Annotated in this window: 18 protein-coding genes; 7 read left to right on the top strand and 11 right to left on the bottom strand. The window is 67.4% G+C overall.

The window, feature by feature from the left end; genetic code table 11:
• The 4 genes from ABZ382_RS00630 to ABZ382_RS00645 are packed head-to-tail and all read right to left on the bottom strand — an operon-like array spanning position 1 to position 3,952.
• A complete protein-coding gene (locus tag ABZ382_RS00630) occupies positions 1–963 on the bottom strand; it encodes an ABC transporter substrate-binding protein (RefSeq protein WP_357081873.1) in 963 nt (320 codons plus the stop codon).
• 17 nt (positions 964–980) lie between these two features.
• Complete coding sequence (locus tag ABZ382_RS00635) at positions 981–1,736, bottom strand: ABC transporter ATP-binding protein (RefSeq protein WP_357081875.1); 756 nt, start codon at positions 1,734–1,736, stop codon at positions 981–983.
• 2 nt (positions 1,737–1,738) lie between these two features.
• Complete coding sequence (locus ABZ382_RS00640) at positions 1,739–2,602, bottom strand: ABC transporter permease (RefSeq protein WP_357081877.1); 864 nt, start codon at positions 2,600–2,602, stop codon at positions 1,739–1,741.
• A gap of 24 nt (positions 2,603–2,626) precedes the next feature.
• Entirely contained in the window at positions 2,627–3,952 is a 1,326-nt protein-coding gene (locus tag ABZ382_RS00645) for an aryl-sulfate sulfotransferase (RefSeq protein ID WP_357081879.1), read from the bottom strand.
• Between the two features lie 155 nt (positions 3,953–4,107).
• Here ABZ382_RS00645 and ABZ382_RS00650 point away from each other — a divergent pair, with 155 nt between their 5' ends.
• Entirely contained in the window at positions 4,108–5,166 is a 1,059-nt protein-coding gene (locus ABZ382_RS00650; protein WP_357081881.1) for a LacI family DNA-binding transcriptional regulator, read from the top strand.
• A gap of 45 nt (positions 5,167–5,211) precedes the next feature.
• On the opposite strand, the gene ABZ382_RS00655 is transcribed toward ABZ382_RS00650, so the two are convergent.
• Entirely contained in the window at positions 5,212–5,544 is a 333-nt protein-coding gene (locus ABZ382_RS00655; protein ID WP_357081883.1) for a carboxymuconolactone decarboxylase family protein, read from the bottom strand.
• Between the two features lie 100 nt (positions 5,545–5,644).
• Between ABZ382_RS00655 and ABZ382_RS00660 the strand changes: the two genes are divergently transcribed.
• The 5 genes from ABZ382_RS00660 to ABZ382_RS00680 all read left to right on the top strand — a co-directional run bounded on the left by ABZ382_RS00660 (position 5,645) and on the right by ABZ382_RS00680 (position 9,384).
• Entirely contained in the window at positions 5,645–5,836 is a 192-nt protein-coding gene (locus ABZ382_RS00660) for a LysR family transcriptional regulator (RefSeq protein ID WP_357081885.1), read from the top strand.
• A gap of 100 nt (positions 5,837–5,936) precedes the next feature.
• Positions 5,937–7,178: a lipase family protein gene (locus tag ABZ382_RS00665; protein WP_357081887.1), complete on the top strand. Its 1,242-nt coding sequence runs from the start codon at positions 5,937–5,939 to the stop codon at positions 7,176–7,178.
• A 559-nt stretch (positions 7,179–7,737) separates the two neighbouring features.
• Positions 7,738–8,547 carry a PIG-L family deacetylase gene (locus tag ABZ382_RS00670; protein WP_357081889.1) on the top strand — a complete coding sequence of 270 codons (810 nt, stop codon included), beginning with the start codon at positions 7,738–7,740 and terminating at the stop codon, positions 8,545–8,547.
• 145 nt (positions 8,548–8,692) lie between these two features.
• Positions 8,693–8,833 carry a hypothetical protein gene (locus ABZ382_RS00675; RefSeq protein ID WP_357081891.1) on the top strand — a complete coding sequence of 47 codons (141 nt, stop codon included), beginning with the start codon at positions 8,693–8,695 and terminating at the stop codon, positions 8,831–8,833.
• A 74-nt stretch (positions 8,834–8,907) separates the two neighbouring features.
• Positions 8,908–9,384 carry a hypothetical protein gene (locus ABZ382_RS00680; RefSeq protein WP_357081893.1) on the top strand — a complete coding sequence of 159 codons (477 nt, stop codon included), beginning with the start codon at positions 8,908–8,910 and terminating at the stop codon, positions 9,382–9,384.
• 132 nt (positions 9,385–9,516) lie between these two features.
• Here the strand turns inward: ABZ382_RS00680 and ABZ382_RS00685 are convergent, their stop codons facing one another.
• Genes ABZ382_RS00685 through ABZ382_RS00695 form a run of 3 tightly spaced genes read right to left on the bottom strand, consistent with a single transcriptional unit; the run spans position 9,517 to position 10,750 of the window.
• Positions 9,517–9,684, bottom strand: a complete 168-nt coding sequence (locus ABZ382_RS00685; RefSeq protein ID WP_357081895.1) for a hypothetical protein — start codon at positions 9,682–9,684, stop codon at positions 9,517–9,519.
• Entirely contained in the window at positions 9,681–10,019 is a 339-nt protein-coding gene (locus tag ABZ382_RS00690) for a helix-turn-helix transcriptional regulator (RefSeq protein ID WP_357081897.1), read from the bottom strand. The genes ABZ382_RS00685 and ABZ382_RS00690 overlap by 4 nt, the downstream gene beginning before the upstream one ends.
• Positions 10,016–10,750, bottom strand: coding sequence for a site-specific integrase (locus tag ABZ382_RS00695; protein ID WP_357081899.1), 735 nt, complete (start codon positions 10,748–10,750; stop codon positions 10,016–10,018). Before ABZ382_RS00695 ends, ABZ382_RS00690 begins: the two co-directional genes overlap by 4 nt.
• 943 nt (positions 10,751–11,693) lie before the next feature.
• Between ABZ382_RS00695 and ABZ382_RS00700 the strand changes: the two genes are divergently transcribed.
• Complete coding sequence (locus ABZ382_RS00700) at positions 11,694–12,452, top strand: class I SAM-dependent methyltransferase (RefSeq protein ID WP_357081900.1); 759 nt, start codon at positions 11,694–11,696, stop codon at positions 12,450–12,452.
• A 153-nt stretch (positions 12,453–12,605) separates the two neighbouring features.
• Here the strand turns inward: ABZ382_RS00700 and ABZ382_RS00705 are convergent, their stop codons facing one another.
• The 3 genes from ABZ382_RS00705 to ABZ382_RS00715 are packed head-to-tail and all read right to left on the bottom strand — an operon-like array spanning position 12,606 to position 14,802.
• A complete protein-coding gene (locus ABZ382_RS00705) occupies positions 12,606–13,601 on the bottom strand; it encodes a beta-ketoacyl-ACP synthase 3 (protein ID WP_357081902.1) in 996 nt (331 codons plus the stop codon).
• Complete coding sequence (locus tag ABZ382_RS00710; RefSeq protein ID WP_357081904.1) at positions 13,598–14,545, bottom strand: LnmK family bifunctional acyltransferase/decarboxylase; 948 nt, start codon at positions 14,543–14,545, stop codon at positions 13,598–13,600. Before ABZ382_RS00710 ends, ABZ382_RS00705 begins: the two co-directional genes overlap by 4 nt.
• A complete protein-coding gene (locus tag ABZ382_RS00715) occupies positions 14,542–14,802 on the bottom strand; it encodes an acyl carrier protein (protein WP_357081906.1) in 261 nt (86 codons plus the stop codon). Before ABZ382_RS00715 ends, ABZ382_RS00710 begins: the two co-directional genes overlap by 4 nt.
• Between the last annotated feature and the right edge of the window lie 2 nt (positions 14,803–14,804).

Below are 14,804 nucleotides of genomic sequence, written 5' to 3' on the forward strand. Positions count from 1 at the left end.
TCAGTTGCCGCGGGTGACGAATCCGGCGTCGAGCATGGTCTTGTAGTCGGGCAGCGGCGTCGAACGGTCGACCTTTCCCTGGTCCTTGGCCCAGGTCCCGAGCTCGGCGAGGGTATCGGCGAGCTCCGGTCGCAACTGCAGGGTGTAGTCGAACTCGGGCAGGATCTTCCTGATCAACGCCGGGCTCAGCTGGGTGGCGGTGGCCACCGCGGACACCGCGTCGTCGGAGCGGGCGGTGAGCTGGGTCCCGGCCTCCCCCAACGCGGCGAAGAACGCCGTCAGCGCAGCCGATTTCGACGCGATAGCGGAATCGGTCGCCAGGTACAGGCTGTGCTGGTTGTAGGTGCTGCCGGTGAGCTCGACGGCGTCATCGCCCAGGGATTCGGCCACCTGGGCCTGATAGGGCTGGAAGATCGAGACGGCGTCGACATTGTGCTGGGTCGCCGCGGTCAGTGTCGCGGACGGCGCGACCTGCACGAGATTCGCCGAGATGCCGTTGTGTGAGAGCACGTTCGACGCGAAGTAGGCGGCGCTGGTGCCCAACGGCGTGCCGATCGAATGCCCGGCCAGGTTCGCGACCGAGGTGATTCCGGCGCTGCGTCGGGCGATGATTCGCGAACCCTCCCACCGAGATCCGTCCCCGACCACGCGCAGTGCGGGCGATCGGGTCAGGGTGGCCGAGGTGGGCACGTCGGCGGCGGTGGCGATGTCGACCTGGTGGGCGGCGAGCGCCTGTAACGCCTCCACGCCGGTCGAGAAATTGACGACCTTCACCTTCACGTCGTGCTTGGTGAACAGTCCGGCCTGCTGGGCGACGGGAATCTGCGCCCACGACGGATCGACCACGAATCCAACGGTGAGGGTCTTCGGGTCGGAATCATCGGAGGACCCGCACGCGGTCAGCGGCAGGGCCAGGGCGAGTACGGTGAGGGCGGCGGTCAGGGGGCGGAGGAGTTTCTTCACGGCTGTTCTCTTCTTCTTCAATTCGCGTGCTGGATACCGAGTTCGTGGTGGAGCAGCCGGCGCAGTTCGCTGTAGCCGGGCTGATCGGCCAGAGCGTCCGCGGGCCGGGGCCGGGACAGCGGGTTGGCGATCTGATTGGTGATCCGCCCGCCCGCGAGCACGCTGATGGTGTCGGACAATCGGATCGCCTCGTCGACGTCGTGGGTGACGAAGACGATGGTGCGTTGCAGCCGGGTCCACAGATCGATGAGCAGGTCCTGCATATTGAGCCGGGTCAGCGCGTCCAGCGCCGCGAACGGCTCGTCCATGAGCATGATCTCGGGCTCACCGGCCAGCATCCGTGCGATCCCGACGCGTTGACGCATGCCGCCCGACAACTGGGCCGGCCGCTTGCGCCGCACCTCGGCGGGCAGCCCGACCAGGTCGAGCAGCTCGTCGATCCGATTGCCGCGCAGGCGAACCGGCACCCGGTGGGCGCGCAGCGCGAAGTCGATATTGCCCGCCACGCTCAACCACGGGAACAACACGTCCCGCTGGAACGCGACGCCGCGCCGCGGATCGGGGGCGAGCACCGGCACGCCGTTGTCGGTGACCGAGCCCGAGGTAGGAGTGATGAGCCCGGCCAGGCAGTGCAGCAGTGTCGATTTGCCGCTGCCCGACGCGCCCACCAGTACCGTGAACGAGCCGTCCGGAACGGTCAGATCGATGCTGCGCAGGGTGGGCTGCGGGGTGTCCGGGAAGCGGATCGTCAGGTCGCGGGTGGCGATCGCCATGGCTAACTCACCTCCCGTGCCCAGCGCTGGACCGGGGCGCTGATCGCCGCGATCACCGCGTCGCTCAGCGCACCCAGAACCCCGAGCACCAGCAGGCAGAAGATCAGCCGGTCGGCCTGGGAGAACAGCTGCGCCTGATAGATCCGATATCCGAGACCCGCCGTGGTGCCGGTCATCTCGGCGACCACGATGAGCACGAACGCCATGGCCGCGCCGACCCGCACACCGGCGACCACATCGGGCAGCCCTTCGGCGATGACGACGCGCGTCAGCGTCTGCCAGCGGCCCGCGCCGAGGCAGCGTGCGGCTTGCAGGTAATCGGCCGGGGTTCCGGAGAATCCGGAATGGCTGTTGATCCAGACCGGAACGAACACGCCCAGGGCGATCACCAGAATCTTGCTGTTCTCGCCGATGCCGAACCAGAGAATCGCCAAGGGCACCAAACCGATCGTCGGCACCGGCGACAACAAGCGCAGCACCGGCTGCAACAAGGCCCGCCCGGCCCCGGTGCTCGCGGTGAGGATCGCCGCGAACACACCGGCGGCCGCGCCGAGCAACAGACCGAACACCGCCCGGCGCAGGCTCGCCGTGAGATCGGGGATCAGCAGCCCTTCGGCCCACAGCGTGTGCCCGGCCGTCAGGATCTGGGGAACGGTCGGAAACAGTTGGCGGGGAAAGGGTTCGGCCGCGGCGACCAGGGACCAGGCCAGCACGGCCAATCCGATCCCCGCCACGGTGCCGCCGATCGATCGCCATCGCGGTGACCAGCGCGGGTACGGCCGCCGCGTCCGGCGCGGTTCGTCCGCCACCGCGGCGGACGGTTGCGAGGCGGTGCGGCCCGATGTGGTGTGCACGCTCGATGTCATGGGATTCACCTGAATTCGGCGGAGCTAGGTGGTGGGACGGACTGTCGTCCGCAGATCGACGGCGGCCAGATCGGGATGCGGCTCGAGCGGCACCCATTCGGCGGGGACGGCTTGCGAGCGATACACCAGCGGGGTGTCGCTGAGCCGGTCCACGCCCGGCACGCGTGGCTCGTGCACCTCGGGTTCGCCGGCGACGCCGCGACCCTCGTAGGGCGACACGTACTCCCACACCACATCGCCCTGCGGGGTGACCTGGAACAGGCGGCCGGTCATGCCCTCGGTGACGAGGGTGTTGCCGTTCGGCAAGCGCTGGGCGTTGCTGACGAAGGAGCTGAAGAAGGTCCACGACGGCAGCCCGGAATCCTCCGCCGTGTACTGCCACACGATCTGCCGGGTCGTCGGATCGATCTCCAGCACCCGGGATCCGGCGTAGATGCCCAGGGCCGCGGGTGGATACCCCGCACCCCCCTGATTGTCGAAGACGAGGACATTGCCCGCGCCCGGCAGGCCGTCGGCGATGAGATGCGGATTGTGTTGCCCGGAGATCTGATCCAGCGGCCGCGGCACCTTGTGCGCATTGATCCGCTGGTGCTGCGCCCCGGCCTCGGCGTCGAAGTACGGGCCCAGCTTCCACACGATCGAGCCCGACCCCTTGTCGATCAGCGCCACCACATTGGCCTTGCGGCTGCTGATCAGGATGTTGTCGGGCTGGAACACACTGTCGGGGTCGGCGCGATGCCAGCGGTTGGGTCCCAGCGTCTTCGCGCTGTTGATCTCCAGATAACCCCAGGCGTCGTCGGGGTCGCGAGCGACGGTCTGGCGCAGGGCATCCCACCCGGCCTCGGAGAACCCGAGTTCGTCGAGATGGTCACCGGCCCGCCACTCCCACACGATCGACCCGTCCGGAGCGACCTCGTAGAGCCCCTGGTCGCCGACCACGTTCGAACCCAGCTGCGGGACCACTCGAGGAATGGTGACCAGCAGCAGACGGTTGCCATTGGCCAGCAGTTCCCAGTCGTGGTTCTGGCGGGCGGCCCCGCCCGGAGCCTGCGTGCCCCACTCCCACACCCGGTCGCCGTCCCAGGTCAGTTGTCCCACAGTGCCATTGGCGTAGATCCCGCCACGCGGATCACCGCTGAGCGAGAGCTGCACCCCGACGTCACCCAGCCGCCCGGTCAGCGCCGGATCCAGGATGCGCGGCGGCACACCGGCACAGGACCATTCGTGGCGCACCGTGCCGTGCATGTCGATCAGGCGGGTGACGGAGTCCGCGCCGGTGAAGACGATGTAGCTGTCATGGGCTGATTCCGGTTCGTAAAAGGTGACACCGGTGAGTCGTACGAAGGCCATGCATTCACTCCATCAGTCGGCTGTTAAGCGGTCGGGTCGCGGATGTAACGAATCTAATCGATTTGCGCGGGACGGAACTGGTGCGGAGACTGTAAGAATCAGAACGATTTCAAGCCTGGGTAACCGGCCCGCGAGCGACGAGAGTTGGGACCAACGTGACTGCCAAACGCGCCACCCTCGCCGACGTGGCCCGGCGAGCGGGTACCTCCACCGCCGTCGTCAGTTATGTCCTCAATGACGGCCCGCGCCCGGTCTCGGACGCTTTGCGCGCCAAGGTGACCGCTGCCCTCGACGAACTCAACTACCGCCCCGACCGCGCCGCGCGCGCCCTGCGCCGGCCGCGGCGCTGGCGGCATCTCGGCCTGCTGGTCCCCGACGTCCGCCTCCCCCTCTTCGGCACCCTGGTCGGCCACATCGAGATCGAGGCCCGCCACCGCGACCACCTCACCCTGATCGGCAATACCGCCTACGACCCCGAACGCGAGATCGAGTTCGCCGCGGCTTTCGTGGACTCCGGCATCGAGGGGCTGATCGTGGTCGGCGGAGCCAACGGTCCGGCGACGGCCGAATTGTGCAGGCAGGCCCGCATTCCCATCGTCTGGGTGCACAACAATCGCGACCACGTCGACGCGGGGATGGTCGGTGCGGATCACGTCCAGGCGGGACGGCTGGCCGCGGGCCATCTGGCCCGCGACCATCACCGCCGATCCATCGTCTTCGTCGGCGGATTCACCCCCGACGAGGTCGCGCACGGCGACCGCGAAACCGTCGCCCAGCGCTACGAGGGGTACGCCGCCGTCGTCGGACCCGCTGCCGCACAACGGATTCCCACCGACCTCACCCCGGCGGGCGCCTACGACGCCGTGCGGCGCTACCTCGCCGACCATTCCGCGCCGGACGGGCTCGTGGTGGGCACCTACGCTCAGGCCGCCGCGACCCTGCGCGCGGTCGCCGATGCCGGACTGCGTATCCCCGAAGACGTCGCCGTCGTCGGCTACGACGCCGACGCTGCGACTATCTACGCCCCGCTGATCCTGACCACCGTCCAACAGCCGATCGACGAGATCGCTCGGGCTGCCCTGTCCCGCGTCCTCGACGCGGCCGGAAACCCGAACTCTCCCAGCGCTCCCCCGTCGCCCTTCGGTGTCCACCTCAGCCTCGGCGAAACCTGCGGCTGCACACCGGAACGGAGAACTTCCGCGCCCGTCGGATGATGCGGCCTGCCGGCGCGCTCCCGGAGCCGAGAGCGCGGATCCAGGTCAGATGTTGCTGATCGGCAGTAGATCCCGCTCACCGAAGACCTTCTTGGCGACCATGGTCGCGTTGATGGCCCGCGGCATCCCGCAGTAGACCGCGGAGTGCAGCAGCGCCGTCAACACACCCAGGGTGACCAGCTGACGGTCCCGCGGCGGCAGTTCGGGCCGGGAGTACATGTCCCCGAACGCCCACGCCACCACCTGATGCCCCAACTCGGGCGAGGTGTCGGACAGGGCGTCGACGATCCGGCGACCGGCCGCGCCGTCCACCTGGTCCAGCACCGACATGCCGTGCTCGTAGCGGCCCTGCTTCGCACCAATTGTGGTCGTGGTCATCGTGATTCCTTCCTTGTGATGGCACCAGCATCGCCCGATACCGCCCGATCTCAGCTGGATGGGCGTGAACAGATATGGTCCCCATGCTCAGGAGGTATGGATGGATCTACGGCTACTCGGCTATGTGGTGGCGATCGCCGAAGTCGGCAGCATCAGCGCCGCAGCCCGGAACCTGAATTTGACCCAGCCGACGCTCAGCCGCCAGCTGCGGGAATTGGAGCGACAGAAAGTTGACGAGTCACCACGCCTGGTTACCTGCGGGACGTTATGGGGTATCGAACCACGAACATGAACCGCTGCGAATAGGCGTAGCAAACGCGCGTGTCTCTGAGAGTTCATCGCTATAGTCTCCTGAGAATTCGGACTGGCTTGTCGAACGAAGTGAGCTATTCATGGAGGTCGGACACATGCTTGGTCAGTTTCCTCTTGTTCTTCGTAGCGGGTCGGCGAAAGTGCTGGCTGCGCTGGGTGGCGTAGTTCTCGGGTTGTCAACGGTGACTCCCGCCGGGGCGGACTCGATTTATCCGATACCCGATCCGGATCCGTTCTACGCCGCCCCGGCGGATCTGGCGGCACACCAGCCCGGTGACGTGCTCCGCGTGCGGGCAATGCCGCCGGTGGCCGTATTTCCGGGCGCCACCGTTACTCTTGTGCAATTCCGATCCGCCAACTCCCGGGATGAGCCGATCGCGGCGACCACCACGGTCCTCACCCCCGCCGGTCACCGGCCCGACGGCCCATTGATGTCGTATCAGCACTTCATCAATGCGCTCGGCACTCGCTGTGCGGTGTCGCATCAGCTGTACTCCGACGATCCGAATCTCTTGACGACGGCGTCGATTCTGAATGTGGCGATGGCGCAGGGCTGGAGCATCGCGCTGCCGGATCATCTCGGTCCGTACTTCGCATTCGGCGCGACGCGTCTGGGCGGCCGGATCGTTCTGGACGGCGTCCGAGCGGTGAAACAGGTGCCAGAACTCGCCTCGCAGCAGAGCCCGGTCGCGTTGGCCGGCTACTCCGGCGGCGGCATGGCCACCGGGGCGGCGGCGGCGATGCAGCCCACGTACGCACCGGAACTGAAACTCGCGGGCGCGGCCATCGGCGGTGCCCCGATGAACCTGCTGACGATGGTCGAGGTGCTGGGCTACGACCCGCACCCGGCCTTCGGGCTGGTTATGGCGGCGGCGATCGGCCTCGAGCGTGAATATCCGAGCGAGTTGCCAATCAGCTCGTACCTCAACCAGCGTGGCTTGGCGATCCGCGATGCCATGGCCAACGACTGCACCAATCAGATCCTCGCAGACGGCCTCGGCGGCAGCGCGCGGGCATTCATGACCGATACCTCGGGTTTCGACGTCGGTGAAGGCCGGGCGGTGCTGGAGGAGAACAGCTTGGAGCTCTTCGGCGAAGTGCCGGCAACGCCGGTGTTCGAATGGCATTCACCCGACGACCCGCTGATTCCGGTCCAGGCGATCGACAACACCGATCACCGCTGGTGTGCGGCCGGTGTTCCAGTGCAGGCGATGCGCGTTCCCGCACCCGAGCATCTGTCGGGAGCGGTGATCGGTGCGCCGGAGGTGATGGCGTGGCTCAACGGCCGGGTGCGCGGCGAGCCCGCACCCAGCAACTGTTGACGGGAACAGGGGTGCTGTAACTTCTCGGCCGACATTCTCAGCTGTCCCGATCGGGCGGTTCCGGAGCCAGGAACAGGCATATCGCGGCGATTCCCTTGTCCCACTCGGGTATCGGGCGGCGGCGCTCGGCTCTGGTCGTCACTCCTCCAACATCACCGCCCGGCACCGCCCAGCGCATCCGTAGATCTACCCGGCCCGCGAACGTCGCGGCCGCGCGCAGGGAAGTGCTCGCCCCCTGGACCTGCGTTTCCGCACCACAAGGGTGGGCGCAGCAATTTATGCCAGGGCGGCGAGCCACGACTGACGCTAGCCAGCCCTCTCCTGGCCGCCGGCCCCAGAATCAGGGGCACCTGCTGACCGCGACGTGCGCCGAGCGCGGCGCCCGAGGGTGAAGGGGTTCAGGACTGGCAGGGTCTCGTCGCGAGTTGGTGCCCAGCTTGTCGGTTTCCGGGTGTGGAGGGGTGGTAGCGCAACCGCCGGAATCCGGCGTTAAGGAAGTAGCGCCCTGTGCTGTAGCAAGTGGCGGCGGGTGTACGGACTCTGTGGGCATACTGGCGCGGTGGCGACTGTTGTGGCGTTCCATGCGCATCCGGATGACGAGATCACTCTGACGGGTGGAACTCTGGCGAAGTTGGCGGCTGCCGGTCACAGAGCGGTGATCGTCGTCGCGTGTGACGGCCATATGGAGCCGTTCGAGGGTGCTGTGGCGCCGCGGCTACGGGAATTACGGTCCAGTGCCGGGATTCTCGGTGTCGCCAGGGTGGAACATCTCGGTTTTGCCGACAGTGGACACGGGCCGATCTTGTACCCGGATCCGCCGGACCGGATGCGATTCGCCCGCGCCACGGTCGGCGAGGCCGCTGAACGGCTTGCGGTGATCTTGCGCGAGGAACGGCCCGAGGCGCTGTTGAGCTACGACCGCAACGGCGGATACGGCCACCGCGATCACGTCCGCGTCCATGAGGTCGGGACCAGAGCGGCCGAGCTGGCAGGCGTCGCGCGAGTACTCGACGCCACGCTGCCGCGGGAACTGCTGCGTGGGCTCACAGCTCCGGCGCGGTGGCTGGGCTACGACGCCGACGTGATTCGTAACGGTTACTCCGCCCGCGCGGAAATCACCCACCGCATAGACGTCGGATCCTTTGCGGCGCAGCGTATGCAAGCGTTGGCCGAGCATCGGTCGGTGTTGGAGGGGGGTGGGCGCTTCGCCAGGATCGGAGGGGCTCTGCTCCGCCTACCGAAACCGTTGCGAGACCGGCTGTTCCATTGGGAATGGTTCTCCGAAGAGGGGGCGCGACGGCCTGCCTCGGGGCCACTCGATGAAATCTTCGCGCGGCCGATGTCCGCTATTCACAACCGATCCAGTTGACCTGGCGATTTGGTGCCAGAAGATTGGTGGGTCCGCGTGATCAACTGTCGCGAGTTGGTGTCCATCCTGCCGGTTTCCGTGGACGGGGCCCCGCGGCGTAGCGGGACCAGGTCGCAGTGACCTGCGCGGCCGCGCGGGTGGTCGTGTGGTGGTGGTAGCCGAGCGCTTCGGCGACAACCGGCGCCGGAAGTTCGAGGACATGCTGGTGCAGCGCGCCGATCCGGCCGAGCCGGGCCGGGACCAGCAGGAATCTCGGTTGGTGGCGGTGTTCATGTTGGTGCGCTGATCGATCCAGGCCAGCAAGAGTTCGGCGACCGGGCCGGGGACCGGTGACGGCGGCTCGCCGAGGTTCAGCAGTACTTGATCGTCGTCGTGGATCACGTCGTCGACGGTGAGCCGGACGATGCGGGCGACCGGTTGGGCGTAGAGCAGCACGATCGCCGCGGCGACGCGGGACCGCAACGGTGGCTCCGGGTCGGTGAGCAGGCGACCGAGCAGGTCTATGCGCTGCTGCTGAGGCATCGGCGTAGCAGCAGCGATCACAACGGTCGGCAACCTGATCGGGCGGGTGAGTTTGTTGGCGATGCACCAGAGCAGAAACCCGCGAATGCTGGCGTGGGCGTGGGCATTGTGTTCGACGTGCCAGGCGTCGAGTTCGGCTTGGCCGCAGCCGGCCAGCGTGAGGTCCCGGTCGGCGAGCCAGCCGAGGAACTTCGTGGCCTGGTCGACCTGGTTGCGCAGGCCGCGGCGGCTGCGGACGGTGAGCGGGCCGCACTCGGCGCGAGCCCGCAGGCGCGGCTGGACATCCCAGGCGACGAATCTCTTGATCAGGCGTGAATGTTCGGGGTCGGTGATGCTGGCGAGGTGGCCGATCGCCCATCGTTCGAACGCGCAGATCTGCTTGTCGACCTGCGGCAGCACCCCGCAAGCCATCAGCAGTTCCTCGAGGTGCGCGGCAGCGCGCCAGGGCTACAGGGCGTGGAACGCCTCGTGGGTCAGCGCGATCTCGCCGAGGCCGAGCTCGGCCAGCAGATCCACCGGTTCCCGGTCTCGGCCCTTGCGGTGTTTCAGCCAGCACAACCCCGACAGGGGCGCGTTCATCGTCAGCAGCTCGACGGTCCGGTAGGCCGGGCTCATGCATCGGGCAGGATACGGGCCGGGCGCGGCCGGAGCTTGGCGACGTTCGCCGGGACCGGACCGGGCAGGTCGTCGGTGGCTGTGCGGCTGACTCCGGCGTTCTCGGCGGTCGTGGTGACCAGGTCTGCCGGGGTACAGCCCAGGATGTCGCAGAGCGCGGAAAGCACTTGCAGCGAAAGCCTTTCCGGCTTCCCGGAGACCAGGCGATGGACCTGGGAGGCGGACAGATTGACGCCACGTTCGTGCAGCAGCGGAACCAGTTCCGTGGCGTTGAACGTGCCTCGGGTGGCCATGAGTTCGCGTAGGCGCCAGGTGTAGCCGACGACGCGGTTCATGCGTTCGCCCCTTTCCGGGAGTTCATCGCGGCGGCGACGGTGGCGTCGAGCTGCCTGCGCAGGGTGCGGGTGCGGAAGTCCGAGGACACGCAGATGTAGATCGAGGTCGTGGACGCGTGTTCGTGCCCGACCTGTTCCTGCACGAACCTCGGGTCCCACCCGTCCTCGATCAGGTGCGTCACATACGAACGCCGCAGACTGTGCAGGTCGAGTCCGGCCTCCAGGCCCAGCGCGTCGCGGTAGGCGGCGAAGCGGGAGTTCAGCCGCTGGCAGCCGATCCGCAGCCCGCGTTCGGACGGCCAGGCCGCCGGGTTGCCGTCGTCGCCGAACATCGGCCGGATTTCGGTGAACCACTCGTCGAGGACATCGGCAGTCCAGTCCCAGACCGTCAGCACGCCACGACGTTTCGGCGGTGAACCCTTCTTCGCCTTGCCGTGGCGGACCTGGCAGCGGCCGAACTGCCCGAACTCCCGCGCGTGCGGGTTCACGCCGAAGTCGGCGGCATCGAGCATCCGAACCTCGTTGCGGCGCAACCCGAACGAGTACGCGGCCTTGAACAATGTGGCGTCACGGAACGCTGGCAGCCAGCCCTTGCGGCCGAACGCGCGGATCCGCGCGACCTGACTGTCGGCGTGTTCGAGGAACGCCTGCAGCTCGGCCTGGGTGAACGCCCGCTTCTTCGGGTCCGTCTCGGTGTCCTGGGTGTGCACCGCGGTGTTCCACTCGTGCACGATCTGGATCGGGTGCGTGCCGAACCGGTCCTCGCAGGTCGCCGGCCACTCGAGAGCGGGTCGGTGGCGAAGTGACAGAACGAGCGGATCGCCTCGGAATACGTACGGATCGTGGACCGCTTCAGATCCCGCAGGGACCGCAGGCCACCGAGCCATTCGTCGACCATCGCCGGGGTCCACTGCCACGGGAACGCGTTGACGTAGCCGGTGAACGCCTTCACCGTGTTCTCCCGGCTCTCCACCGTCGTGCGAGCCAGATTCCGAGCCAGCTGCTGGTTGGCGAACCCGGCCGGCATCGCCTCGAACACCTGCTCCTCCGGCCGCAGCAACGCGACACCGTCGACCAGATACAGCCGCGCACCACCGGGCACCGAACCGCCGAAATTCGCCAAACCGGTCACCTCCGTCGGTCGCATCAGATGCGAGAAAGTCGCATCGTATGCGAGTCGCGGGCGTATCCGCAGGTAGTTGCCTCGAGCTGACAGAATCACCCCGATCTAAGGAGCTATGCTCATCGGCACTGCAGTAGCCGAATCTTCCTGGTAGCAGCCGGATTCGACGCCATCGAACCGGTGGATTCGCATTGGGTCGCCAATTCGCATCGGCTGCAATTGACGGTGGAAGTAGTAATGGCGCAGAAACCAACGAAGTTCGGGTAACCGCAGGTCAGTTCACCGGCGGCGATCGGCGCACAGCCGGGCCATGATCGGCGACTTCGGCTCGATCCGGAAGTTCCGCCAAAAGCCAAATACGTCAAAAGATTTCATTTCGTCAGATCAGCACGTTCGGCGCCCGAGCGGAACGAACAACAGCACCGAGCAAGCCTTGGTGGTCCACCAAATAAACTGAGCATCCGAGAACTTATCCGCCACCATCGGAACCATTGGTCTCATCGCCAGCACGACCCTTCAGGTGTTGCCCGTCCGCAATAGAAGGAGGAGTCATGAGCAAGGAACCGAACCACGACGATCAGCCGGACTTCGAAGCGCTGTACCGGGACGCGTCATCGGAACCGGGTGCTCCCGCGTTGATCCCCTGGGACATCGGCGGCCCACAACCGGTCGTGCAGCAGTTGGTGGCCTACGGCGCCGTGCGGGGCGAGGTGCTCGACCCCGGAACCGGCCCGGGACATCACGCGATCTACTACGCATCCAAGGGCTACTCGACCACCGGTATCGATGCGTCGCCGTCGGCGATCGAGCGGGCCAAGCGCAACGCCGAGCGCGCCGGGGTGACGGTGGACTTCGAGGTGGCCGACGCCACCAAACTCGAGGGCTTGGAGGACCGGTTCGACACCGTCGTCGACAGCGCGTTCTATCACGTGTTCCTCGACGACGAAGAAATCCAGACCCGGTACCTGCAGGCCCTGCACCGGGCCACCAGGCCGGGGGCGCGACTGTTCATGTTCGAATTCGGCCGCCACAACGTCAACGGCTTGCAGCTCGAAGGTTTGCCGGCCGAGAATTTCGACCGCGTGCTTCCCGCGGCCGGGTGGCGCCTCGACCACCTGGGAACCACCACCTACCAGGGCAACCTCAGCCCAGAGACGTTCACCTATATGACGAAGGAGATGAGCGAGGACTCCGGATGGGCCGATCGGATGAAGCCGATGCTCGAACAACTCCAGGTCATTGGGCCGTTGCTGAAAAACAATCGGGTGCACCTGCCCGTGTGGGCCGTGACCGCCACGCGCCTGGACTAGCGCTGGCCCGGCTGTCCTACGACCAGGCCCGTGACCTGCTCGACGCCGCTCGCCCCCTGCGCGAAAGCCGGCGTGGTGCCGCGGAGCCGCCCTGTTGAAGGCCCGGCCGTCGTGGCGGCGGGATACCTCCGCGCGGGCGGTATCGAGTGGCGGCTACCGCGCGGGCAGCGTGATGACCTGCGCGCCGAAGGCGAGGCCCGCGCCGAAACCGGCGAGCAGCGCGGTGCCCCCGTGCAGGTGTGGATTCTCCTCGAGCAAGGTCGCCATGGCGAGGGGAATGGATGCGGCCGAGGCATTTCCCTGGTGGCGGATGTCGTCGGCGACGGCCACGCTGTCGGGCAGTTCCAGTGCCCGGCAGAGACATTCGGTCATGCGGGCGTTGGCCTGGTGCGGGATGAAGGCGTCCAGGTCGGCGAGCTCGACGCCGCTCAGTTCCAGGGCGCGGTAGGCGAAGGCCGGGATCTGCTCGATCACCCACATGAACAGGTCCTGGCCCTGCATGCGCAGATACGGTCGCGGTCCGCCGTTGTCACGGAAATCGGCCCAGGATCTGTTCTGGGCCACCAGATCGGCCTTACGGCCGTCGGCTCCCCACACGATCGGCCCGATACCGGGCGTGGCGGACGGGCCTACGACGACCGCGCCCGCGCCGTCGCTGAACAGGATCGCCGTGTTGGGGTCGGTCGGATCGACGAGATCGGTCATCCGCTCGACGCCGACGACGAGGACATGACGTGCGGTGCCACCCGCGATCATGCATCGGGCCAGGTCGAGTCCGTAGGTGAATCCCGCGCACGCCGCGGACACGTCGAAGGCCGCAGGACGACCCAGGTCCAGTTCCGCGGCGATCCGCACGGCAGCGGACGGGGTCTGGTCGGTGAAGCTGATGGTGGCGGCGATGACGCAATCGATGTCGGCCGGCTCGACGCCCGCCCGGGCTATCGCCTGCCGGGCCGCCTGAATCCCCATGTCCACCACGGTTTCCGAGTCCTCGGCCCGTCGCCGCCCCGCGATGCCCGTACGGCTCTCGATCCACTCCGGGCTGAGATCCAGCCGCTCGGCGAGAACCACATTGCTGACGGTGTGTTCGGGCCGGAAGGTCCCCAGACCCAGCATGCGGGCCGCCGGTAGAGGCACGCCGCTGATCACCGCGCCGCTCCCTGCCCGCCGAGCCGGACCTCGGCGACCGCGAGAACCCTTGTGGTGGACCGTTCCCGGATCACGACCTCTGCCAGCTCCCCGTCGGTGGGGTCCGCCCCCGCCCACAGCCGCGACGTCAGTTCGAGGCCCTGGTCGGCATCGGTATTGCCGAAGTAGCAGATCCGCACGTCGGTGACCTTCCTGGTGAGGAACGCGGCATCGTCGCGGCCCAGCGCCCGCCACAGGTCTAGCACCCCGGAATCGACATAGGCGAAGAAGCTGGCGAAGTACAGCAGCCCGACGCCATTGAGATCACGGGTCAGATCCACCTGGTGGGTCCCGGTGAGATCGGGGACGACGAGCCGGTACCCGGAGTCCGCCGCATTGTGGAACGAGCCGTGCTTCCGGGCGTTCGCGCAGGCCGCGCGCGGCGAATGCCGGGCGGGCAGCCGCGGCAGCGCGGTGTGCCGGAATCCCGGTGGGCTGGCCAGTTTCAGGTTCTGATTGCTGCCTTCGACGGTCCGCCCGATCCAGCGGTTCATGGTCTCGACATACAGGCAGTCGGTGCGGCGATCCTCGTAGAACTCGTCGAGATCGAGGGCCGCCGCGGGTCCGCTCACGTCGTGTCCGAGCGCGATGCGGTGCAGCGTGAGCACGGATTCGCTGCCGAAATCGAAGGATGCCGAGTCGACGGCCAAGTGGTCGCCGAAGGTGAGACCGTGCGGGTGCATATCGTCGCTGCCGCGCACCCGGATGTAGAAGAAGGACAGGTAGGTCGGGTCGCCGTCGGCGTCGCTGGCGCGCAGCACGTCCACATCGCAGAGTTCGCTGACGGTGTCCCAGGTCCAGTCGCCGATCCGCGCGTACAGCGCGGGACTGTGACCGCACATGCTCGGGGTGACCCGCACCCGGCGGCCCAGAGCCGGAACGGTTCCCGCGATCGGTTCGCTCATCGCGCGCCCCCGGTCGACACGTCGTCGAGCGCGCGGCCGCAGTGGTCGGCGAGCGCGTCGATGGTCTGCATCCGTGCGGTCAGGTCGAGCGGCTCGCCCAGGCCCAGCCGCAGGTTCACGCGCTGCACGAAGGTGATCCCGAAGACCGAATCCAGGCCCAGGTCTTCGAAATTCGCGTCCCCGGCCAGGTCGGCCGGTTCACACCCCAGGACCGCGGCGAGTTCCTCACGAATCTGCTCGGTGATCGATTCGGGCATGC

This window comes from Nocardia sp. NPDC005825 (assembly GCF_040630175.1).
Taxonomy (GTDB): domain Bacteria; phylum Actinomycetota; class Actinomycetes; order Mycobacteriales; family Mycobacteriaceae; genus Nocardia.

Excerpts from the sequence above, each read along its gene's own strand:
- ABZ382_RS00655 (WP_357081883.1), bottom strand. The coding sequence starts at position 5,544 with ATGACCACGACCACAATTGGTGCGAAGCAGGGCCGCTACGAGCACGGC.
- ABZ382_RS00700 (WP_357081900.1), top strand. The coding sequence starts at position 11,694 with ATGAGCAAGGAACCGAACCACGACGATCAGCCGGACTTCGAAGCGCTG.
- ABZ382_RS00635 (WP_357081875.1), bottom strand. The coding sequence starts at position 1,736 with ATGGCGATCGCCACCCGCGACCTGACGATCCGCTTCCCGGACACCCCG.
- ABZ382_RS00660 (WP_357081885.1), top strand. The coding sequence starts at position 5,645 with ATGGATCTACGGCTACTCGGCTATGTGGTGGCGATCGCCGAAGTCGGC.
- ABZ382_RS00685 (WP_357081895.1), bottom strand. The coding sequence starts at position 9,684 with ATGAGCCCGGCCTACCGGACCGTCGAGCTGCTGACGATGAACGCGCCC.
- ABZ382_RS00665 (WP_357081887.1), top strand. The coding sequence starts at position 5,937 with ATGGAGGTCGGACACATGCTTGGTCAGTTTCCTCTTGTTCTTCGTAGC.
- ABZ382_RS00645 (WP_357081879.1), bottom strand. The coding sequence starts at position 3,952 with ATGGCCTTCGTACGACTCACCGGTGTCACCTTTTACGAACCGGAATCA.
- ABZ382_RS00640 (WP_357081877.1), bottom strand. The coding sequence starts at position 2,602 with ATGACATCGAGCGTGCACACCACATCGGGCCGCACCGCCTCGCAACCG.
- ABZ382_RS00710 (WP_357081904.1), bottom strand. The coding sequence starts at position 14,545 with ATGAGCGAACCGATCGCGGGAACCGTTCCGGCTCTGGGCCGCCGGGTG.
- ABZ382_RS00690 (WP_357081897.1), bottom strand. The coding sequence starts at position 10,019 with ATGAACCGCGTCGTCGGCTACACCTGGCGCCTACGCGAACTCATGGCC.
- ABZ382_RS00715 (WP_357081906.1), bottom strand. The coding sequence starts at position 14,802 with ATGCCCGAATCGATCACCGAGCAGATTCGTGAGGAACTCGCCGCGGTC.